This is a genomic window from Janthinobacterium aquaticum (assembly GCF_009208565.1).
Classification (GTDB): Bacteria; Pseudomonadota; Gammaproteobacteria; order Burkholderiales; family Burkholderiaceae_D; genus Janthinobacterium.
The window spans coordinates 224664-246448 of record NZ_WFLK01000003.1 but is presented as its reverse complement, the minus strand read 5'-3'; the positions used below and the strand labels follow the sequence as shown (position 1 = coordinate 246448).

Annotated in this window: 23 protein-coding genes; 15 read left to right on the top strand and 8 right to left on the bottom strand. The window is 62.7% G+C overall.

The window, feature by feature from the left end; translation table 11 throughout:
• The first annotated feature begins 126 nt into the window (after positions 1-126).
• Positions 127-1719, top strand: coding sequence for a M48 family metallopeptidase (locus GCM43_RS06605; RefSeq protein WP_152242725.1), 1593 nt, complete (start codon positions 127-129; stop codon positions 1717-1719).
• On the opposite strand, the gene GCM43_RS06600 is transcribed toward GCM43_RS06605, so the two are convergent.
• From GCM43_RS06600 to GCM43_RS06585, 4 genes are all read right to left on the bottom strand, one after another.
• Positions 1716-2306 carry a DUF2946 family protein gene (locus tag GCM43_RS06600; RefSeq protein ID WP_152242724.1) on the bottom strand — a complete coding sequence of 197 codons (591 nt, stop codon included), beginning with the start codon at positions 2304-2306 and terminating at the stop codon, positions 1716-1718. The two genes, GCM43_RS06605 and GCM43_RS06600, sit on opposite strands and share 4 nt — an antisense overlap.
• A complete protein-coding gene (locus GCM43_RS06595) occupies positions 2306-3307 on the bottom strand; it encodes a YheT family hydrolase (protein WP_152242723.1) in 1002 nt (333 codons plus the stop codon). Before GCM43_RS06595 ends, GCM43_RS06600 begins: the two co-directional genes overlap by 1 nt.
• Positions 3308-3317: 10 nt before the next feature.
• Entirely contained in the window at positions 3318-3743 is a 426-nt protein-coding gene (locus GCM43_RS06590; protein WP_152242722.1) for a YybH family protein, read from the bottom strand.
• Between the two features lie 100 nt (positions 3744-3843).
• On the bottom strand, positions 3844-4038 hold the full coding sequence (locus GCM43_RS06585) for a zinc-finger domain-containing protein (protein ID WP_152242721.1): 195 nt from the start codon (positions 4036-4038) through the stop codon (positions 3844-3846).
• Positions 4039-4305: 267 nt separating this feature from the next.
• Between GCM43_RS06585 and GCM43_RS06580 the strand changes: the two genes are divergently transcribed.
• The 11 genes from GCM43_RS06580 to GCM43_RS06530 all read left to right on the top strand — a co-directional run bounded on the left by GCM43_RS06580 (position 4306) and on the right by GCM43_RS06530 (position 15526).
• Positions 4306-5025, top strand: coding sequence for an AzlC family ABC transporter permease (locus tag GCM43_RS06580; protein ID WP_152242720.1), 720 nt, complete (start codon positions 4306-4308; stop codon positions 5023-5025).
• On the top strand, positions 5018-5368 hold the full coding sequence (locus tag GCM43_RS06575; protein WP_152242719.1) for an AzlD domain-containing protein: 351 nt from the start codon (positions 5018-5020) through the stop codon (positions 5366-5368). The genes GCM43_RS06580 and GCM43_RS06575 overlap by 8 nt, the downstream gene beginning before the upstream one ends.
• A gap of 76 nt (positions 5369-5444) precedes the next feature.
• A complete protein-coding gene (locus GCM43_RS06570) occupies positions 5445-6659 on the top strand; it encodes a phosphoglycerate kinase (RefSeq protein ID WP_319636939.1) in 1215 nt (404 codons plus the stop codon).
• A 126-nt stretch (positions 6660-6785) separates the two neighbouring features.
• Positions 6786-8234 carry a pyruvate kinase gene (gene pyk / locus GCM43_RS06565; protein ID WP_152242718.1) on the top strand — a complete coding sequence of 483 codons (1449 nt, stop codon included), beginning with the start codon at positions 6786-6788 and terminating at the stop codon, positions 8232-8234.
• A gap of 99 nt (positions 8235-8333) precedes the next feature.
• Positions 8334-9398 carry a class II fructose-bisphosphate aldolase gene (gene fba / locus GCM43_RS06560; protein ID WP_152242717.1) on the top strand — a complete coding sequence of 355 codons (1065 nt, stop codon included), beginning with the start codon at positions 8334-8336 and terminating at the stop codon, positions 9396-9398.
• A gap of 106 nt (positions 9399-9504) precedes the next feature.
• Positions 9505-10398, top strand: a complete 894-nt coding sequence (locus tag GCM43_RS06555) for a phosphoribosylaminoimidazolesuccinocarboxamide synthase (RefSeq protein ID WP_152242716.1) — start codon at positions 9505-9507, stop codon at positions 10396-10398.
• 1 nt (position 10399) lies between these two features.
• Positions 10400-10903 (top strand): 5-(carboxyamino)imidazole ribonucleotide mutase, encoded by a 504-nt coding sequence (gene purE / locus GCM43_RS06550; protein WP_152242715.1) that lies wholly within the window; start codon positions 10400-10402, stop codon positions 10901-10903.
• Entirely contained in the window at positions 10900-12099 is a 1200-nt protein-coding gene (locus GCM43_RS06545; protein WP_152242714.1) for a 5-(carboxyamino)imidazole ribonucleotide synthase, read from the top strand. The genes purE and GCM43_RS06545 overlap by 4 nt, the downstream gene beginning before the upstream one ends.
• Complete coding sequence (locus tag GCM43_RS06540) at positions 12096-13127, top strand: L-threonylcarbamoyladenylate synthase (RefSeq protein WP_152242713.1); 1032 nt, start codon at positions 12096-12098, stop codon at positions 13125-13127. Before GCM43_RS06545 ends, GCM43_RS06540 begins: the two co-directional genes overlap by 4 nt.
• A 262-nt stretch (positions 13128-13389) precedes the next feature.
• The gene (locus GCM43_RS06535; RefSeq protein WP_152242712.1) at positions 13390-14760 is read left to right on the top strand and encodes an SGNH/GDSL hydrolase family protein; all 1371 of its coding nucleotides are present in this window, start codon (positions 13390-13392) and stop codon (positions 14758-14760) included.
• 85 nt (positions 14761-14845) lie between these two features.
• Positions 14846-15526 (top strand): OmpW/AlkL family protein, encoded by a 681-nt coding sequence (locus GCM43_RS06530; RefSeq protein WP_152242711.1) that lies wholly within the window; start codon positions 14846-14848, stop codon positions 15524-15526.
• Between the two features lie 66 nt (positions 15527-15592).
• Here the strand turns inward: GCM43_RS06530 and GCM43_RS06525 are convergent, their stop codons facing one another.
• From GCM43_RS06525 to pdxH, 3 genes are all read right to left on the bottom strand, one after another.
• Complete coding sequence (locus GCM43_RS06525) at positions 15593-16099, bottom strand: flavin reductase family protein (RefSeq protein ID WP_152242710.1); 507 nt, start codon at positions 16097-16099, stop codon at positions 15593-15595.
• Positions 16100-16161: 62 nt separating this feature from the next.
• Entirely contained in the window at positions 16162-17385 is a 1224-nt protein-coding gene (locus GCM43_RS06520) for an SAM-dependent methyltransferase (protein WP_152242709.1), read from the bottom strand.
• A gap of 131 nt (positions 17386-17516) precedes the next feature.
• Positions 17517-18719 carry a pyridoxamine 5'-phosphate oxidase gene (gene pdxH, locus GCM43_RS06515; protein WP_152242708.1) on the bottom strand — a complete coding sequence of 401 codons (1203 nt, stop codon included), beginning with the start codon at positions 18717-18719 and terminating at the stop codon, positions 17517-17519.
• A gap of 111 nt (positions 18720-18830) precedes the next feature.
• Here pdxH and GCM43_RS06510 point away from each other — a divergent pair, with 111 nt between their 5' ends.
• Complete coding sequence (locus GCM43_RS06510) at positions 18831-19658, top strand: tRNA threonylcarbamoyladenosine dehydratase (RefSeq protein ID WP_152242707.1); 828 nt, start codon at positions 18831-18833, stop codon at positions 19656-19658.
• Here GCM43_RS06510 and thpR read toward each other — a convergent pair.
• Complete coding sequence (gene thpR, locus GCM43_RS06505; RefSeq protein ID WP_193315558.1) at positions 19568-20143, bottom strand: RNA 2',3'-cyclic phosphodiesterase; 576 nt, start codon at positions 20141-20143, stop codon at positions 19568-19570. The genes GCM43_RS06510 and thpR overlap by 91 nt on opposite strands.
• 87 nt (positions 20144-20230) lie before the next feature.
• Between thpR and GCM43_RS06500 the strand changes: the two genes are divergently transcribed.
• The gene (locus tag GCM43_RS06500) at positions 20231-20695 is read left to right on the top strand and encodes an FKBP-type peptidyl-prolyl cis-trans isomerase (protein ID WP_152242959.1); all 465 of its coding nucleotides are present in this window, start codon (positions 20231-20233) and stop codon (positions 20693-20695) included.
• 81 nt (positions 20696-20776) lie between these two features.
• A complete protein-coding gene (gene cysK, locus GCM43_RS06495) occupies positions 20777-21709 on the top strand; it encodes a cysteine synthase A (protein WP_152242705.1) in 933 nt (310 codons plus the stop codon).
• Positions 21710-21785: the final 76 nt, after the last annotated feature.

Below are 21785 nucleotides of genomic sequence, written 5' to 3'. Positions count from 1 at the left end.
TAGCGGTCAGGCAGGGGGCGTTTTTCCAACCCCGGCATAGACGCCGTTGCGAGCGATGTGCGAATGCCTGTGATCTTACAAGGTATGATATCACCCGTGCGATTTCCACTTACCCACTTGACCACCATGCCCAAAGTCCTGCGTTTGCACTGGCGTTGGCTGGCGTTGTTGCTAGCGGCTCCGATGGCGGCGCCGCTGGCCCAGGCGCCGCCGCCGGCGCCTTCTTCCGCTGTCGTCACCTCGCTGCCGGTGCCGCCGGCGCCCAATCTGCCCAATCTGGGCGACACCTCGCGCGTCGATCTGTCGCCGCTGATGGAGCGCAAGGTCGGCGAGGAGATCATGCGCGGGCTGCGCGGCGACCGCGACTACCTCGACGATGCGCCGCTGCTCGAATACCTGAACAGCTTTGGCAATGCGCTGGTGGCGGCGCGCCCCAGCGTGCGCGGCGAAACGAGTTACGATTATTTCTTCTTTGCCGTGCGCGATCCGCAGCTCAATGCCTTTGCCTTGCCTGGCGGTTTTATCGGCGTGCATTCGGCCTTGCTGCTGGCGGCGCAGACCGAGGCCGAGCTTGCTTCCGTGCTGTCGCACGAGATCGGCCATGTGGCGCAGCGCCATATTGCGCGCATGCTGGGCCAGCAGCGCCAGGATGCCCTGATGCCGCTGGCGGCGATCCTGCTGGCGGCGTTGGCCTCGCGTGCCGGCGGCGATGTGGCGATGGGCGTGTTTGCCGCCGGCCAGGGGCTGGCGATCCAGCGCCAGCTCAATTTCGGCCGCGACGCCGAGCGCGAAGCGGACCGCATCGGTTTCCAGATCATGGGCGAGGCCGGTTTCGATACCTCGGGCATGGTGGCGTTCTTCGGCCGCATGCAGGCGGCCAGCCGGTCCTACAGCGACCTGGTGCCGGCCTATCTGCAAACCCACCCCTTGACCACCGAACGCATTGCCGATATCCAGGCGCGCATCCGCGAGCAGCCCTACAAGCAGCGTCCCGACAGCCTCAATTTTCACCTGGCGCGGGCACGGGCACGTGTGCTGCAGGACGAAAGCGTGCAGGGCTTGTTGAACGCCAAGGCCACTTTCAAGACCCAGCTGGAACAGCAAAGCCGTTTCCAGGTCACCGCTGCCCACTACGGCCTGTCGTTCGTGGCCGTCAAGCAGGGCAAGCCTGACGAAGCGCAGGCCGAACTTGATGCCGCCAACGCCGCGCTGCACAAGCCGGCCGGCGCCAACGTATTTACTTCGGGCGGCACGCAAGGGCCGAACGCTTTGCTGGCGGCGATGGAGCTGGAAGTGCTGCTGATGCCCGAACAGAAGCCGGCGGCAGCCCAGCAGGCGCTGAAGGCGGCTGAGGCCACGCGCCAGCGCTATCCGCTCTCGCGCGGCATCGCGCGCCAGTATGCCGAAGCGCTGATTGCCACTGGTAAGCTGGAGCAGGCGACGCTGTACCTGCGCGACCAGGTGCAGCTGTACCGGGAAGAGCCGGAACTGTACGACCTGCTGGCCAAGGCCTACGCCGACCAGGGCAAGATGAGCTTGCAGCATATGGCGCTGGCCGAATCGTATGTGCTGCAGGGCGGCACCATGGCGGCGCTGGACCAGTTGAACATTGCGCGCAAGGCGACCGATGCGACCTTTTACGAGCAAGCCGTGATCGATGCGCGCGAACGTGAATTGCAGGAAAAGCGGCGCCAGCAGCTGAAGGACGAAAAATCCTAGGAAGCCTGCGGCAGGCGCTGGAAGCCGAAGTGCGCTGCTACTGCGCCATAAGCAAGCGGCTGCAGCGCCAGCGTTTTTTCATCCACTTGCAGCGTCAGCTTGTTTGCCGGCTGCGCCAGCCAGGCCAGCAAGGTTTCGTCGCTGACGGCCTGGCCATCGAGGCGCAGCGATTCGAGCGCGCCAGCCAGGTCACGGTCGTCCAGCTGCGCCACGATCTCGCCTTGCGTGAGGATCAGCGCGCCGTTATCGCACAGATAAGCGCCATCGACGGCGTCGAGCGGCGCACCGGTCTGCACCACGTAGCCATGCTGCGGATCGCTGCGCGCAATAAAGGGCGTCGCTTCCAGGTTCAGATAGACGCGCTGCGGGCCGTTCTGGAAAAACCAGCAGCCGCGCTCGTCATGGTCGTAATTGCGGTTGATAAAGCCGAGCAGGGCGGCATGGGCGATCTTGTCACCCGGCAGATTGGCCTGCTGCGCGTGCGCGTCGCGCATGCGCCAGACACCGCGCGCGTCCAATGCCAGCCAGCCGTAGCAATGCGGCACATTGGGCCATTTGGCCAGCGCCTGTTTGACGATCTCATCCATTAAGCAGTTTCTCCGTGCATGATGGGGCCAGCATGACAGCTTTGCGCGTTGGCTGGCGCGACATTGCCGCGTTCAAAAAATCCCAGCAGGCGCTGCGGCAGCCAGTCGAGCCGGCCCGGCGCGCGGCCGGTGGCAAAGCCCACATGGCCGCCTTCGCGCGGATAATCGAGTTCAACCATTGACGACGCCAGGCGCGGCAGGTACTGGCCCGGCAGGAAAGGATCGTTGCGGGCGTTCATTACCAGCGTCGGCACGGTGATATCGGGCAGCACATGGCGTGCGCTGGCGCGGTGCCAGTAGTCATCGGCGTCGCGGTAGCCGTGCAAGGGAGCCGTCACCACATTGTCGAACGCATGCAGGTCGCGCGCGGCCAGCATGGCGTCGCGTGCAAACAGGCCGGGAAACTGGTCGAGCTTGGCCAGGCATTTCGGTTTCAGGGTGCGCAGGAACATGCGCGTATAGAGCCGGTTGGCGCCCGACGACAGCGCGCGCCCGCCCTGCGCCAGGTCGAGCGGGGCCGAGACAGCGGCGGCCGCATCGACAAAGCCGGCCTGCTGCTGCGACTGGCCCAGCCAGCACAGCAGCGCGTTGCCGCCCAGCGAGACGCCGGCCGCGTACAGCTTGCCGGTGGCGCGTGCATGCAGGCGGCGCAGCAGCCAGTCGATTTCCTCGGCGTCGCCGGAGTGATAAAAACGCGGCCCCCGGTTCGCTTCGCCCGAGCAGCCGCGAAAATGCGGCACCGCGCCCGACCAGCCGCGCGCCGCCACCGCATGCATCAGCGCACGCGCATAATGGCTGTCGGACGAACCTTCCAGGCCGTGGAACAGCACCACCAGCGGCTGGCCGGGCTGGCCGTCGACCAGGTCGACATCGACAAAGTCGCCGTCGGGCGCGTTCCAGCGCTCGCGCCGGTATGCTACCTGGGGGCGGCTGATGCACAGGGCCGGATAGATCGTCTGCAGATGCCCGCCGGGCAACCACAGCGGGGCGCGGTAACTCATGGCCGGCGATTTAATGCAGGATCTGCGCGACCACCGTATCGCTGGGCGCGGCGCCTGGCGCCACCGAGACATGGTGCAGCACGATGCGCCAGCCGCGTGGCGTTTTCACGTAGACATTGGTGGCCAGCAAATGCGCGGGCGTGCCTTCGCTGGCGGTAACGCCTTCGATCACGGTATGAACCGAGCTCATCAGATTATGGGTTTCATGCAGTTGCGACGGCACGATGGGCAGGCCGCCGTTGGCAAAGATGGTGGCCCAGGAGGCGCGAATGGCGGCATGGCCGATCAGGCGCGCGCCGCCCGGATGGATGCAGACGATTTCTTCATCGTCGGCCCACAGCGCCATCAGCGCGTCGAGATCGGCGCGGTTGAGTGCATCGTAAAAGGCCGCTTCGGTTTCCGCCGCGCTGCCGTTCAGTTCCTTCACACGTTTCATGGGTACTCCGGTGTCGCGTGATACTGGCTAAAAGATTGCTTGATGCCGGCCCGAGACAGCAACGGCGCGCCCTGGCGCGCCGTCGGGCGATGCATGATGCTTAGTGATGGCCGGCGCTGGCGCCTGGCTTGAGCTTGTAGGCGGTGCCGCAGTACGGGCACTTGGCCACGCCGTCGTGGTTAAATTCCAGGAACACCCGCGGATGCGACGACCACAGCGGCATGGCCGGGTTAGGGCAGTGGGCTGGCAGGTCCTTACCGTCGAGTTCGACCGCTGGCTGGGTGGTGTTTGTCATCTTGTCATGCTCCGTGAGGCTAAATAGGTCGAGTGAATGAAATACGCTGCTGCAAAACCACGATTTTAACGGATTCGCGCAGGCATTAAAATTCATCGCTAGAATGGCGGCCTGGCCTGACACGCCGCTGCACCGGAATACGCCGGTTCGACTCCCACCTTTGCCTGCCCTCATGCCCCAGTTTTCTCTGCTGACTACGCCGCCGGCGTGGCTGTTTGTTTATGCCAGTGTTGCACATTTGCCACAATTTAACTGTGGGAGCACAGCATGAGCGCGCTCTTGCAGGAGCAGCGCCGCGCCTGGCGCGAAGGCTTGCTGCTCGGTGCCCCTACGCTGCTGGGGATTGCCGCCTGGGGCATGGTGGTGGGCATCGCCATGGTCAAGAGCGGCCTGACGGTGTTCCAGGCCAGCGTCATGACGCTGCTGGTGTTTGCCGGCTCGGCCCAGCTGGCGTCGCTGCCATTGCTGGCTGCGCACGCGCCGATCTGGGTCATTTTTGCCACCGCCGTAGTGGTCAACCTGCGCTTTGTGATTTTCTCGGTGCTGCTGGCACCGCATTTTTCGCATCTGCCGTGGCGCCAGCGGCTGGGCCTGGGCTATGTTTCGGGCGATATTGCCGTCGGCCTGTTTGCGCAGCGCTATCCGCTCGAGACGCCTGACCCGGCCAAGGTGCCGTTCCTCAAGGGGCTGATCTATCCGAACTGGCTGTCCTGGCAGGTGGGCTCGCTGGCTGGGATCTTCCTCGGTGCGGCTATTCCGGCCGAATGGGGGCTGGGCTTTGCCGGCACGCTGGCCATTATCTGCGTGACTGTACCGCTGGTGCTGGGCCGCGCCGCGCTGTGCGGCGTGCTGGTGTCCGGTGCCGTGGCCGTGCTGGCGTTTGATTTGCCCTACAAGCTGGGCCTGCTGGCAGCTGTGCTGGCCGGCATGCTGTCGGCGATGGCGGTGGAAGAACTGACTGACAAGTGGAAGAAAAAACATGTTTGATGCAGAGCTATGGGGCAACCCCGATGTATGGGCGGCGATTGTCGTGCTGGTGCTGGCCACGGCGCTCACGCGCAGCACTTTCTGGCTGGTCGGCCACCATGTGACGATACCGCGCCGTGTCAACGAGGTGCTGCGCTTTGCGCCGGCCTGCGCGCTGGCGGCCGTGATAGCGCCGGACCTGCTGATGGAGGGCAGCCGGATCCACTTTGATTTGTCGAATCTGAAACTGTTGTCGGCCATTGCCGCGACGATTTTTTATTTGATCCGGCGCAATATGCTGCAGACCATCGTCTTTGGCATGCTGTTTTTTACCGGCTTGCGCTTGTTGCATGTTTTTCAGTAAAGCGGGACAAATCGGCGAATTGCGCTGGTGCTTGCGGTAAAATAGCGCACTTCCTTCCACTCTCACCTGGATTGCCATGTCTGTTGCCCTGAACTTCATCCGTCTGCAAGATCTGATCGCCCAAAATGCACTGCAAGGCAAGCGCGTATTTATCCGCGCCGACCTGAACGTTCCGCAAGATGACAGTGGCAACATTACCGAAGATACGCGCATCCGCGCTTCGGTACCGGCCATCCGCGCTGCCGCCGACGCCGGCGCCATCGTGATGGTGACCTCGCACCTGGGCCGCCCGACCGAAGGCGAATTCAAGCCTGAAGACAGCCTGGCGCCAGTTGCCGCACGCCTGTCCGAGCTGCTGGGCAAGGAAGTAGCCTTGAAGCAAGACTGGGTCGACGGCGCCGGCCTGGACAACCTGGCTGCAGGCCAGGTGGTGTTGCTGGAAAACGTCCGTGTCAACAAGGGCGAAAAGAAAAACAGCGACGAGCTGGCGCAAAAAATGGCCAAGCTGTGCGATATCTATGTCAACGATGCATTCGGCACCGCCCACCGCGCCGAAGCATCGACCCACGGCATCGCCAAGTTTGCACCGGTGGCTGCCGCCGGTCCGCTGCTGGCGGCCGAACTCGATGCACTGGGCAAGGCGCTGCATGCGCCGGCCAGGCCGCTGCTGGCCATCGTGGCCGGCTCGAAAGTATCGAGCAAGCTGACCATCCTGAAAGCGCTGTCCGACAAGGTCGACAACCTGATCGTGGGTGGCGGCATTGCCAATACCTTCATGAAGGCGGTCGGCCTGAACGTCGGCAAGTCGCTGGTGGAAGCGGACCTGGTCGAGGAAGCCAAGGCGATTATCGAGATCATGGCCAAGCGCGGCGCACAGGTGCCGATTCCGGTCGATGTGGTGTGTGCCAAGGAATTCTCGCCAACGGCAGCGGCCACTGTCAAGGACGTGGCTGATGTGGCCGATGACGACATGATCCTCGATATCGGCCCGAAAACGGCTGCGCTGCTGGCCGAACAGATCAAGGCTGCCGGCACCATCGTGTGGAACGGCCCGGTGGGCGTGTTTGAATTCGACCAGTTCGGCAACGGCACCAAAACGCTGGCGCTGGCCATTGCCGAGTCGAACGCGTTTTCGATTGCCGGTGGCGGCGACACGCTGGCGGCGATTGCAAAATACGCCATCAGCGATAAAATCAGTTATATCTCGACCGGCGGCGGCGCTTTCCTGGAGTTCCTGGAAGGCAAGACCCTGCCAGCGGTGGAAGTACTGGTGCAGCGCGCCGGCCAGTAAGGCCGCATCAGCCAGCCATGTACTGGAAAGCGCAGCGTGATCGCTGCGCTTTGACCTTGCCGGGCCATATCATTGCCCGGTCTATACGTCTTTAACGTCTTGCTTACTTTTTAGCCAAGGAAATCTATGCCACGCGGTACAAAAATCGTCGCAACCATCGGCCCGGCCTCGACCAATCTCGATATCCTGGTCAAGATGATACGGGCCGGTGTCGATGTCGTCCGTCTGAATTTTTCCCATGGCAAGGCGCAAGACCATATCGACCGCGCGGCGCTGGTGCGCCAGGCAGCGGCTGAATGCGGCCGCGAAGTGGCCATCATGGCCGACATGCAAGGCCCGAAGATTCGTGTTGGAAAGTTTGAAAACAGCCGCATCCAGCTTGAAGCGGGCGACCGTTTCATCCTCGACGCCAAGTGGGGCGAAAACGGTGAGCTGGGCAACCAGGAACGCGTCGGCCTCGACTACAAGGCATTGCCGCGCGACCTGAACAAGGATGACGTGCTGCTGCTCAACGACGGCCTGATCGTGCTGATCGTCGAGCGCATCAACGGCAGCGAAATCCATACCGTCGTCAAGATCGGCGGCGAGCTGTCGAACAACAAGGGCATCAACCGCCAGGGCGGCGGCCTGACGGCGCCGGCGCTGACGGCCAAGGACATGGAAGACATCAAGACGGCCATGAGTTTTCAGGCCGACTACCTGGCTATTTCCTTCCCGAAAAACGCCACCGATATGGAAATGGCGCGCCAGCTGGCCAATATTGCCGGCGAGCCGTTCCATCACAAGCCGATGATGATCGCCAAGATCGAGCGCGCCGAAGCCATTCCTGCGCTGCAGGAAATTCTCGATGCGTCCGACGGCATTATGGTGGCACGCGGCGATCTGGCGGTGGAGGTGGGCAATGCCGCCGTGCCGGCCTTGCAAAAGCGCATGATCAAGATGGCGCGCGAATCGAACAAGCTGGCCATTACCGCCACGCAAATGATGGAGTCGATGATCGTCAACGCCGTGCCAACGCGCGCCGAAGTGTCGGACGTGGCCAACGCCGTGCTCGACGGCACCGATGCGGTGATGACGTCGGCTGAAACGGCGTCCGGCAAATACCCGGTTGAAACCGTGGAAATGATGGCCGCCATCTGCGTCGAAGCCGAGCAGTCCGAATACAACAAGCTTGACGCCGACTTTTTGAACGTTACCTTTACCCGCATCGACCAGTCGATCGCCTACGGCGCGCTGTTTACCGCGCATCACTTGCGCGTGAAAGCCATCGTGGCGCTGACTGAATCGGGCTCGACCCCATTGTGGATGAGCCGCCACAGCATCGACACGCCGATCTTTGCGCTGACGCCGAGCGTGACCACGCAGCGCCGCGCCGCCCTGTATCGTAACGTGCGCGCCTATCATCTGCTGCAAAATGGCACCAGCGCGCAGGTATTGAAGCAGGCAGAAGATTTGCTGGCCGCCAATGGCATCGTCAAAAAAGGCGACATGATCGTCGTGACCTGGGGTTCGCCGATGGGACAGGCTGGCGGTACCAACGCTTTGAAGATCGTGCGCGTGGGCGAATTTGATTAATTAAAATACCAGGCGCGTTGCAAGCATAACAGCGCCCGATGCCGGCGCGGCGACCGCCGCGAAGCATCAACCAGTTTCTATTGTTCTTGGAGTATTACCATGTCTCTCGTATCCATGCGTCAACTGCTGGACCATGCTGCTGAAAACGGCTATGGCATCCCGGCATTCAACGTCAACAACCTCGAGCAGGTGCAGGCCATTATGGCTGCTGCCGATGCGCTGAACGCCCCGGTGATCATGCAGGCGTCGGCCGGCGCGCGCAAGTACGCTGGTGAAGCGTTCCTGCGCCACCTGATCGATGCCGCCATCGAAGCCTACCCGCATATCCCGGTAGTGATGCACCAGGACCACGGCCAGTCGCCAGCGGTCTGCATGGCCGCCATCCGTTCCGGCTTCTCGTCGGTGATGATGGACGGCTCGCTTGAAGCCGACGGCAAGTCGGTGGCATCGTACGAATACAACGTCGACGTGTCGCGCGAAGTGGTGAAATTCTCGCACGCCATCGGCGTGACGGTGGAAGCCGAACTGGGCGTGCTCGGTTCGCTGGAAACCATGAAGGGCGACAAGGAAGACGGCCACGGCGCCGACGGCACCATGACGCGCGAGCAACTGCTGACCGACGTCGCCCAGGCTGCCGACTTCGTGGCCCGCACCCAGTGCGATGCGCTGGCCATTGCCATTGGCACCTCGCACGGCGCCTACAAATTCACCCGCAAGCCGACCGGTGACATCCTGGCGATCGACCGCATCAAGGAAATCCATGCGCGCATCCCCAACACCCATCTGGTGATGCATGGTTCGTCGTCGGTACCGCAGGAACTGCTGGCCGTGATCCGTGAATTTGGCGGCGACATGAAGGAAACCTACGGCGTGCCGGTCGAAGAGATCCAGGAAGGCATCCGTCATGGCGTGCGCAAGATCAATATCGATACCGATATCCGCCTGGCCATGACGGCCGCAATCCGTCAGTTCATGTTCCAGAATCCATCGAAATTCGACCCGCGCGACTACCTGAAGCCGGCCCGTCTGGCTGCCGAGCAGATCGTGCGCGCACGCTTCCAGGCATTCGGCTGCGAAGGCCAGGCGTCGAAAATCAAACAGATTTCGCTGGAAAAAATGGCCGAGCGCTACAAGGCCGGCGAGCTGGCGCAGATTGTGAAGTAAAATCTTGTCTGGCGCGGGCCGGTGCACACCGGCCCGTTGTTTCCGACCGGCGCCACTCCATGGCTGCCGGTTCGCTTCATCGTTTCATTCCAACCATTCCCCCGCTATGAACAGCCTCTATCAGACCTCCATCCACTCCCTGCCATTGCTCGGTCACGGCAAGGTCCGCGACAACTACGCCGTCGGCGACGACAAGATCCTGATCGTGACCACCGACCGCCTGTCGGCATTTGACGTCGTGATGAACGAGCCGATTCCAGGCAAGGGCAAAGTTCTCAATCAAATGAGCGACTTCTGGTTTGAAAAGCTCGGCCATATCGTGCCGAACCACCTGACCGGCGTAGCGCCGGAGTCAGTGGTAGCGCCGGAAGAAGTGGAGCAGGTCCAGGGCCGCGCCGTGGTGGCCAAGCGCCTCAAACCGATCATGGTCGAGGCCGTGGTGCGCGGCTATATCATCGGTTCGGGCTGGAAAGATTACCAGGATACGGGCAGCATCTGCGGCATCGCGCTGCCGGCAGGCCTGCAACAGGCGCAAAAGCTGCCTGAGCCGTTGTTTACGCCAGCGGCCAAGGCCGAGCTCGGTGAACACGACGAAAACATCAGCTTTGCTGAAATGGAACAGCGCATCGGCGCCGAGCTGGCTGCCAAAATGCGCGAAGTGAGTATTGCGCTGTACACGGCGGCGGCAGAGTACGCCGCCACGCGCGGCATTATTATTGCCGACACCAAATTTGAATTCGGCCTGGACGACAACGGCGTGATGCACCTGATGGACGAAGTTCTGACGGCCGACTCCTCGCGATTCTGGCCAGCCGATTCCTACCAGCCTGGCATGTCGCCACCGTCGTTCGACAAGCAGTTCGTGCGCGACTACCTGGAAACGCTGACCTGGGGCAAGACCGCACCGGCACCTGCGCTGCCAGCCGAAGTGATTGAAAAAACCCAGGCCAAGTATTTTGAAGCCATCGAACGCCTGACCGGCGAAAAGCTGAAGGCCTGACATGACTGAGCAAGCAAAACCCCTGGTGGGCGTGATCATGGGCTCGTCTTCGGACTGGGACGTGATGCAAAACGCGGTGACGATCCTGAAACAGTTCGGCGTGCCGTTCGAAGCGCAGGTTATCTCTGCGCACCGCATGCCCGATGAAATGTTTACCTACGCCAAGAGCGCGCGTGCGCGCGGCCTGCGCGCCATTATCGCCGGCGCCGGCGGCGCTGCCCACCTGCCTGGCATGGTGGCGGCGATGACCATCGTGCCGGTGCTGGGCGTGCCCGTACCATCGAAATACCTGCGCGGCGAAGACTCGATGCTGTCGATCCTGCAGATGCCCAAGGGCGTGCCGGTGTCGACCTTTGCCATCGGCGAAGCCGGTGCTGCCAACGCCGCCCTGACGGCGGTGGCCATGCTGGCCGCTACCGATGACGCCCTGGCCGAACAGCTCGAAGCGTTCCGCGTCACGCAAACCAACGCCGCCAAGGCCATGACGCTGCCGCTGGAACCATGAGTGATTTGAACACAACGCAGGGTGCTGCGATTTTGCCTGCCGCCAATCCACCAGCCTGGCTGGGCGTGATGGGCGGCGGCCAGCTGGGCCGCATGTTTGCCCAGGCCGCCCAGAGCATGGGCTACCAGGTCGCCGTACTCGAGCCTGCCGACGAATGCCCGGCTGGCCAGGTGGCGCAGCGCCTGGTCAACGCCGGCTACAGTGACGCCGCCGGACTCGATGCGCTGGCAGCGCAATGCCTGGCAGTGACCACCGAATTTGAAAACGTGCCGGCCGACAGCCTGTCGCGCCTGGCGCAAAGCGTGTTTGTCGCGCCCGATGCGCGCGGCGTGTCGGTGGCGCAGGACCGGATTGCCGAGAAGCGTTTCTTTGTCGACTGCGCGCCGAAGTCCGGCGTGCTGCCGGCGCCGCACAAGGTGATTGCCAGCGATGCCGATATCGACGCCATCGATGACGACTTGCTGCCCGGTATCCTGAAAACCGTGCGCATGGGTTATGACGGCAAGGGTCAGGTACGCGTGCGCACGCGCGACGATGTGCGCGCCGCGTTTGAAGGCATGGGGCAGGTCACCTGCCTGCTGGAAAAAATGCTGCCGCTGGCCTATGAAGTGTCGGTGCTGACGGCGCGCGGCGCCGATGGCCATTCGGTGGTGTATCCGATAGCCGAGAACGTGCACCGCGACGGTATTTTGTTTACTACCACCGTGCCGGGACCGAATGTCTCCAACGCCTCGGCCGAGCTGGCCCAGCAGGCAGCGCAGGCGCTGGTAGCCGAACTCGGTTACGTGGGCGTGCTGTGCATCGAGTTTTTTGTGCTCGACGACGGCACGCTGGTAGTCAATGAAATGGCGCCGCGTCCGCATAACAGCGGCCACTACACCATGGACGCCTGCGTGACCAGCCAGTTTGCGCAGCAGGTACGCGCCATGGCGCGCCTGCCGCTGGGCGACGTGCGCCAGCATTCGCCGGCCGTGATGCTCAATATTCTCGGCGACGTCTGGTTCGATGGCGAAACCTTGCGTGAACCAGCGTGGGACCGCATCCTGGCCTTGCCGGGCGCCAATCTGCATCTGTATGGCAAGGACGATCCGCGCCGTGGCCGCAAGATGGGCCACCTGACGCTGGTCGCCGCCACGCTGGAAGAAGCACAGCAGCAACTGCAGCAGGCCTGTTCGATACTGGGAATTGCGCCGTGAGTGTAGCCGAGTCACTCGATCTGCCAGCCATTGCGCGGGCCGCGGACGCCCTGGCAGCCGGTGGCCTGGTGGCGTTTCCCACCGAGACCGTGTATGGCCTCGGTGCGGATGCGGAAAACCCGGCGGCCGTGGCGCGCATCTATGAAGCCAAGGGCCGTCCATCCGATCATCCGGTGATTGTGCATGTGGCGCCGGGCGCCGACCTGTCGCATTGGTCCGATGCGCTGCCGCCGGCGGCGCAGCAGCTGGTTGACGCCTTCTGGCCCGGCCCGCTCACCTTGATCGTCAAGCGCGCCGCGCATATTCCTGACGCCGTCTCGGGCGGCCAGGATACGGTGGGCCTGCGCTGCCCGTCGCATCCGGTGGCCATCGCCTTGTTGCGCGCCTTCAAGGGCGGGCAGGGCGGCCTGGCGGCGCCATCGGCCAACAAGTTCGGCAATGTCAGCCCGACCACCGCGCAGCATGTGCGCGACGAATTCGAGGCCGAACTGGCATCGGGCCTGCTGGTCGATGTGCTCGACGGCGGCCAGAGTGACGTTGGAATCGAATCGACCATCGTCGATTTGTCGCGCCTGGCCACGCATGGCTCCGTATTGTTGCGTCCTGGCCATATCAGCAGCGAGCAGATTGCCGCCGTGATCGGTGTTCTGCCGGGATTGCCCGATGCGGCCGCACCGCGCGCTTCCGGTACGCTTGAATCGCACTATGCGCCACACACCCCTGTTGCGATGCAGCACACCGATCAGCTGGCCCAGACGCTCGAACTGCTGCGCAAAGCCGGCCACCGGGTGGCCCTGATTCATTACTCGGATTTGCCGCCAGCTTCGGCCAGCGTGCGCCTGCGGGCCGAGCCGGAGCACTATGCGCATGCGCTGTATGCCTCGCTGCGCGCGATGGATCAGGCAGATGCCGCGCTGATTCTGGTGGAAGCGCCACCGACCACCGCCGCCTGGCTCGGCGTCAATGACAGGCTACGGCGCGCCGCTTTTGGCTCCGCCGGCATCCTGCAGCAGTTTCTCGCTCAGTAGAAACTTGCCATCAAGCCCCGTCAGCTTCTGCGACGGGGCTTTTTCTTGATGCAGCGCAATAACGAAGCTTGCCCTGAAACATGACTAATCCGCCATAATCTGCAGCAATTCCGATTGAAGCAGGTACGCCAGTCGTTGTTGTAATTTGGCTGTTTTTCCAACTGTATTTTCTATACAAGCCAACGGAACGATGGCATATTAGGTGGGTAGCGAATAGCACGCCCGTTCGTTTGTAAGCCAAAAAAAACCATTAGGAGACAAAATGCACTACACCAAATTCGCGCTTGCCGCGTTGACAGCGGCTGTCCTGGCCGGTTGCGGCGGTTCCAGCGGCGGCGACCAGACCGTCAAGGTCAAATACACGGCGCAAGTATCGTTTGGCGACAGCCTGTCGGACGTCGGCTCCTATGCAGTAGGCACCGTTGCCGCTTTGAAAGGTGGCAAATTCACCATCAACGGCAACAACACCTCGATCAATCCTGAGCTGACCGGCAAGAACTGGACCGAGCACCTGGCTGCGCAGTTCAGCCTGCCGGTACCATGCGCGGCAGAAACCGGCCTGGAAGGCAATGCAGCGCAAGGCTTTTCGGTCGCGCGCGTCAAGCACGCCGGCTGCTTCGGCTACGCCATGGGCGGCTCGCGCGTGACCAATCCGGTCGGCCCGAACAACCGCCTGACCGGCAGTGCGCTCGGTGCGCTGACCGTACCGGTGGCCACGCAGATCGCCAATCACCTGGCCATTTCTGGCGGCAAATTCTCGGGTACCGAAGTGGTGTTCGTAATGGCCGGCGGTAACGATGCCTTGTTCCAGCTCGGTTCCCTGCAAGCTAATGCTACGGCGGCTGGCACCAGCGCCGGCGGCACCGCTTTTGCCACCAGCCTGGTCACGCAACTGGCTGCCGGTGCAACCAATCCTGCCACCGCTGCCGTGAGCATCACCGGTGCCGTGCGTACCGCCAGCGCAGCAGCGGGCGCGACGCCGACCACGATTGCCCAGGCCGCCATTGGCGCTGCCGTGGCCGCCGGCTACACCACGGCCGCCACCAGCGCTGTCAACGGTCCGATTATCGCCACGGCGCAAGCAGCCGCGACCGCTGCCGGCGCCAAGGCCGGTGCCGACTACGCTGCCGCCAACGGTCCGGCACTGGTCACGGCCATGGGCACGGCCGGCGCCGAACTGGTGGCGCTGGTGAAAACGCAGATTGTGGCCAAGGGTGCCAACTATGTGGTGGTCAATAACCTGCCTGATATCGCCAATACGCCGTCCGGCCTGTCCAAGGATGCCAGCACCAAGGCACTGATCAACGCCATGGTCAATGCCTTCAACACACAGCTGAGCACCGGCCTGGCCGGCGATGCCAAAGTGCTGGTGGTGGACGTGTTTGCCGTCAGCCATGACCAGTCGACCAATCCGGGCCCGTATGGCCTGACCAACGTCAAGGAGCCAGCGTGCAACCTGACCGATGCCAGCAAAAACCCGCTGGGCAGCTCGCTGGTGTGCAACGGCAGCAACCTGGTCGCTGGTGATGTCAGCCACTATTCGTATGCCGACGATGTGCATCCGACGCCGTTCAACAACCTGTTGCTGGCGCGTTATGTTGCCAAGGACATGGTCACGCGCGGCTGGCTGTAAATGACACCGCCCCGGTTCAGGCCGGGGCGCGCGCAGTCAACCATCGGCTAGCCCACACACTGCATATCAAGAATCAGGAGACAAGATGAACAAACGTTTTAACAGCGCAGCGCAACTGCTGGCAGCAATTGCCGCCATGACGCTGGCTTCGGCCGCTTCGGCGCAAAGCGCCGGCACCATTATTGCCAAGGTCGGCATCAACAAGATTACCCCGCATGTCACCAGCGGCGACTTGACTGCGCCGGCTTTGCCGGGCACCAAGGCCGACGTCAAGCCTGACACCAAGCCGATTTTGACTCTGGCCTATATGCTGACCGATAATATTTCGGCCGAGCTGCACCTGGGCACGCCATACAAACATGAACTGATTGGCGACGGCGCGATCAAGGGCACGGGCAAGCTCGGTACCTCGGAAGTGCTGCCGCCGACCTTTCTGATGCAGTACCGCTTCTTCCAGCCGGACAGCGTGGTGCGTCCTTATGTCGGCGCAGGCCTGACCTATGCCTATTTCCAGAAAGAGCGCGGCTCGGCGCAGATGACGGCCCTGCTGGCGCCGGGCGGCGATGCCTCGACCTACCGGCTCGACAACAAGCTGGCCGGCAGCATCCAGGTCGGTGGCACGCTGGCGTTCAATGAGCGCTGGTTCTTCGACATGGCCATTATCAAGACTTACCTGAAAACGCGCGCCAAGTTTTCCACCGGCCAGACGCAGGATATCAAGCTTGATCCTACCGCTTTCAGCGTGGCTGTCGGCTACAAGTTCTAAGCCTGGACCGTTCGAAAAAAATCCGCCTGATGGCGGATTTTTTTTTGCCTGCCATTGCGTGTGGCATTAATCGGGCAGGGTACTGAACTTTCCATGATGAAATACCAGCGGCGGCTGCGCGGCAAACGCGCATTGTTCGACTTCGCCGACAAAAATCACATGGTCGCCTTCCGGATAGCGGCTGCGGTTATGGCATTCAAACCAGGCCGAAGCGCCTTTCAGGATGGGCTGGCCGGTGCGTGACAGTTCGTATTCGATATCGTCAAACGGGTTTTCCGTGCGGCGTGAAAAACGCATGGCCAGCTCGGCCTGCTCTGCGCCCAGCACATTGATCACATAATGCGAATTGCCGCTGAAGATGGGCATGCTGTTGGCCGCTTCCCCGAGGCTCCACAGCACCAGCGGCGGCGACAGCGAGACCGAATTGAAGGAGCTGGCCGTCAGGCCGCGAAAGCTGCCGTCGGCCAGGCGCGTGGTAATGACCGTCACGCCGGTGGCAAATTGCGACAGGGCCTGGCGGAAATGCGTGGTATCGAATGCTTGCGCCGGGGCGCGGGGTGAGCTTGTATTCATGGGCAACCTGTAATAGTGCTGCCATTATGCCAAAGATTGCCCCGCGCAGTGTATTCCCGTCCTCAATGGGGTAGTGTAGACGGCTGCTGGTACATATAGTTGCGCGACCATGGCAGCGTGGCGGCGCGCCGGCCGGCCTTGACGCACACGATCTGGTACAGGCTGATCAGATCCTGCTCGAACGCATAGCTGCAGCCGGCCAGGTACACATGCCAGATGCGAAAACGCCGCTCGCCGGCCAGCGGCCGGATCTGCTCGGCATGGGCTTCGAAGTTTTCCGTCCACAGCGCGCAGGTGCGCGCATAGTGGCGGCGCAGGTTTTCCACGTCCAGCACTTCCAGTCCACCCTGCTGCATGGTTTTGAGCACATTGCCGATATGGGCCAGTTCGCCGTGCGGAAACACGTATTTTTCGATGAATTCGCCGCCGCCATACGGCGTTTCGCCATTGTCCGGGTCGCTGCTGGTAATGCCGTGATTCATGGCCATGCCGTCGGGTGCCAGCAGTTTGTTGATAATGGCAAAGTAATCGGGCAGATGCTTCAGGCCCACATGCTCGAACATGCCCACGCTGGTAATACGGTCGAACTGGCCGCTGACGTCGCGGTAGTCCTGCAGGCGGATTTCAACCAGGTGCCCAAGCCCGGCTGCTTCCACGCGTGCGCGCGCCAGCGCATACTGGTTTTCCGACAGCGTGACGCCCACGCAGCGCGCACCATACTGCTGCGCGGCGCGGATCACCAGTGCGCCCCAGCCGCAGCCGATATCGAGCAGGCTCTGGCCTGGCTGCAGCTGGATTTTTTTCAGGATATGGTCGATTTTCTTGACCTGCGCCTGCGCCAGCGTTTCATCGCCGTTTTCAAAATAGGCGCACGAATAGACCAGCGCCGGATCGAGAAACTGCTGGTAGAAGTCGTTCGAGACATCGTAGTGATAGCGGATGGCTTCGGCATCCTTGTGCTTGTCGTGCGTAAAGCTGCGCACGATGCGCGCCAGCTTTCCCTCGGGCTTGAGGGTGTTGCGCGCCAGCGCATTGCAGATGGCTATCATGTCCTGCGCGCGGCCCTGGACCTCGATATTGCCTTCCACATAGGCCGAGCCCAGGTTGGCCAGCGACGGGTTGAGCAGATAGCGCGCCGAGGCAGCGGTCGGCAGGCGGATGGTCACGCGCGGGGTTTCGCTCGACAGGTCGACATGCTGACCGTTCCACAGTTCGATGCGCAGCGGCAGCGCAGCTTTGCTGCGCATGCCGGCAATCCAGGACTTGAGTTGGTTTTGAACAAACAAGATGGCCTCCCAAAATGGCCACCAGACAGTGGCCGTCAATTGAGCAACGATGTCATTTACGCTCTACCCGCCCAGACTACTCCTATATTGCCGACCTTGCTGCCGAGCTGCTCAGCGCAGCATTTCACCACTCAAGGCTGCAGGCGCTGCACGCTCCACTGGCCGTCCGCTTCGCGCGTAAAGACGATGCGGTCGTGAAAGCGCGAGCGGCGGCCTTGCCAGAATTCAATGCGCTCGGGCTGCAGGCGGTAGCCGCCCCAGTGAGCGGGACGCGCCGGCGTCTCGCCCGCGCTGGCTGCCACGGTTTCGTAGTTCGCTTCGAGCGCGGCGCGGTCGGCAATCGGCGCGCTTTGATGCGAGGCAATGGCTGACAAGCGGCTTTGCAAAGGACGCACATTGAAGTAGTCGTCGCTTTCCGCCGCCGTGGTTTTCACCACCGTGCCTTCGATGCGCACCTGGCGCTCGAGTTCGCGCCAGAAGAACAGCAGCGCCGCGTTGGGATTGTGCTCGAGCTGCTGGCCCTTGTCGCTGTGATAATTGGTGTACCAGGTAAAGCCGCGCTGGTCGTATTGCTTGATCAACACAATGCGCGAGGCGGGCTTGCCGTCGGCGCCGACGGTCGACAGCGTCATGGCGTTTGGTTCGCCCACCTGCGCCTGCACGGCCTCCTCGAACCACTTCTGGAATTGCGCCACCGGATCGGCCAGCACATCGCTTTCGCTCAGGCTCGAATGCAGGTAATCGGTGCGCATGGCCGCCAGCGTGGCTGCGGCGTCGTGCTTGTCGGCCGGCGCTTCGTCGGGCGCAATGCCGCGCCGGCGCTGCATGGCCGTGCCCAGTTGCGCCATCTGCTGGGCGCTGAACAGGCGCTTGGCCATCGGCGCCAGCTGGCCTTCTTCTTTTTCCATATGCGCCTGGTAGGCGCTGGCAAAGTCGCGCACGCCGTCGGTGGACAATTGCGTACCGCTGCCGTCGGCAATCGCCTCCAGTTCAGGGCGCAATACGGCCCAGGCTGCGTCCATGCGTTGATGGTCGGCCAGGATTTCCGGTACCAGCGTGGCCAGCAGGGCCGCGTCGTCGCCGCTGGCGGTGGCCTGCAGCATCGGCATCAGGTCCTGTTCTTCATCGGCATGGTGCAGATGGGCAGCCTTGTTGAAATACTGCAATACTGCCCTGGCGGCCTGCTGCGCCTGTTCCGTATTGCCTTCCTGGTTCAGATAGCCGGGCAGCTTTTGCAGCGTGGCGAGCTGCTTGCGGATTTTGTCATGGCAGTGCTTGAGAACGGCGATCGGCTGGTCAAAGCCGGGCACGGGGGCAAACAGCGGGGAGGTCATGGTGTGCTCTCTCGATAACGGTGTTGGGACGCAGCGACAGTTGCCGCTGGCGCGCTGGCAATGCGGCCATTTTAGAATATCCCGAACCGCCGTGTCCGTTAAAATGGCGCCATGCATACCTCTTCCCCCGAACTAATTTCCACTGAATTGACCGAGATTGATTTTGAGCGCCGCTTTGGCGGCATCGCCCGCCTGTACGGCGCTGCAGCGCTGGAGCGCTTTCGCGGCGCCCGCGTGTGCGTGATCGGCGTGGGCGGCGTCGGTTCCTGGATCGTCGAAGCGCTGGCGCGCAGCGCGATCGGCCACCTGACACTGGTCGACCTCGACAACGTGGCCGAATCGAACATCAACCGCCAGATCCAGGCCATGAGCGACACCATCGGCAAGGCCAAGATTACCGCGCTGGCCGAGCGCATCAGCCTGATCAACCCGACTTGCCAGGTGACGCAGGTGGAAGACTTCATTACGCCCGACAACCTCGACGAACTGCTCGGGGCTCAGCAGTTCGATTACCTGGTCGACGCAATCGACAATGCGCGCGCCAAGGCGGCCGTGATTGCCTGGTGCCGCGCGCGCAACGTGCCGATGCTGACTATCGGCAGCGCCGGCGGCCAGACCGACCCGACCATGATCGCCGTGCGCGACCTGGCGAAAACCGAGCAGGAGCCGCTGCTCAAGCGCGTGCGCAAGCACTTGCGCAACACGCATGGTTTTCCGCGCGGCGAGAAGCACAAATTCCATGTCGACGCGGTGTTTTCGATGGAGCGCATCAGCGCGCCGGAAGTGGAGCAAGCTTGCGAGATTGATGACGCCGCTCCCGGCGGCGTGACCGGGCTCAATTGCGCTGGCTACGGCTCCGGCGTGGTGGTGACCGCCACCTTCGGCATGGTGGCGGCCGCGCATGTGCTCAAGAGCTTGCGCCTGGCCAGCAGCCGGTAGTTGCCGCTGGCCGGGTCCGACTCGGCCAGCACCAGCTCGCCAGCGTGCCAGATCACCGGTGAAAAATGTTCCGCCGGCGGCGGTGGCGACCTGCGCGCCAGCGTCACATGCGGCGTGTAGCCATGCGTTTCGGGTGCCGGCGCCAACTGCGCGGCATGCAGGCGCGCCATCAGGTCGGCATGCAGCGCCAGCAGCGCCGGCGATGATTGCGGCAAGCCGGCCCAGCTCAATTGCACCTTCGGAAAGTAGCCATAGCGGTCAAAGACCAGCGGCGCCAGGGCATCCGGTAACTGCTGCAAGATAGCGATCAGTTGCGGCAGTTCGCTGGCCGGGCGCGGGCCCAGGAAGGCCAGCGTCAGATGCAGTTTCTCAAGGCGCGAGGGCGTGCCGCCTATGGCCGGCTGCAGCGCGGCAAAGGCGCTGGCCGTGTCGGCGTCGGGCCACAGCGCATAAAACAGGCGTGGCGTGTCAGACAAGTTATGCATATCGTTCCCGTGGTTTGCTATTATTGTCGCGCATCCTGTCCGGCGCAGTGACAGGCACATTACCGAAACTCAATGAAAGTCATGAACATGAAGCGTAGCTCCGTTTTGTTTGCAATGATCTGCTCGCTCGCAGCCACCGTCGCGCAAGCACAGGCACCAGCCCCTGTACCAGCCTCGGCGGTATCGCTGAGCCCCGGCCCGGCGGCTGACAAGCTGATCATCATCGATAACAAGGTTGGCACCGGCAAGGAAGCCCAGGTTGGCGGCAACGTCACCGTGCATTACACGGGCTGGCTGTATCGCCCGCTGGCGAAAAATTCGCGTGGCAAGCAGTTCGACAGCTCGGTCGGCCGCGGTCCGTTTGACTTCCCGCTGGGCAAAGGCATGGTCATCAAGGGCTGGGACCAGGGCGTGGCCGGCATGAAAGTGGGCGGCAAGCGCACGCTGATTATCCCGGGTGAGCTCGCTTACGGTCCGCGCGGCGCCGGCAATGGCGATATTCCGCCGAACTCGGCACTGATTTTCGACGTTGAATTGCTGGACGTTAAGTAATTAATTATTTGACAGCAACGCCTCGCGCGTTGCTGTCAAAGGCGCTACACTCGGGTCTTCTGCAACCGTGGAGACTTCCCCATGAATATCGCCAACGACGTCACCGAACTGATCGGCAATACCCCGCTGGTGCGCATCAATCGCATCGCCGCCGGCAGCCATGCCACCATCCTGGCCAAGCTTGAATTCTACAATCCCGCGCACAGCGTCAAGGACCGCATCGGCCTGGCCATGGTGGCGGCGGCCGAAGCGGCCGGCCAGATCAGCGCCGATACCATTATCGTCGAACCGACCAGTGGCAACACCGGCATTGCGCTGGCGATGGTCTGCGCTGCGCGCGGCTACCGCTGCACGCTGGTCATGCCCGACACCATGAGCCGCGAGCGGCGCATTTTGCTGCGCGCCTATGGCGCCGAACTGATCCTGACGCCGGGCAGCGAAGGCATGCTGGGCGCCATCCGCCGCGCCGAAGAGCTGGTGGCCTCGGACCCGCGCTACCTGATGCTGCAGCAGTTTAATAACCCGGCCAATCCGGCCATTCACCGCCAGACCACGGCCGAGGAAATCTGGCGCGATACCGACGGCCAGGTCGACATCGTGATCGCCGGCGTGGGCACCGGCGGCACCATTACCGGCATCGGCGAAGTGCTCAAGGAACGCAAGAGCGGCGTGCAGATCATCGCGGTGGAGCCGGAAGCGTCGCCGATGCTGTCGAAAGGCACCAAGGGTCCGCACCCGATCCAGGGCATCGGCGCCGGTTTCGTGCCGCAGAACCTGAACACTGCCATTTACGACGAAGTCATCTGCGTCAAGAACGACGACGCGTTTGCCACCGCGCGCCTGGCCGCCAGCAGCGAAGGCCTGCTGGTCGGTATTTCGTCCGGCGCCGCCCTGTGGGCCGCCTTGCAAGTGGCGCAGCGCCCGGAAAACGCCGGCAAGACCATCGTGACCATTATCCCGTCGTTCGGCGAGCGCTATCTGAGCACGGCGCTGTATGCGGGACTGGGCGATTGATCGCAATTTAGTTTCCATGGCGCAGTACAATACGGGGCGGGCCGCACTGGTACGGCCCGGATTGTAACAACCAACA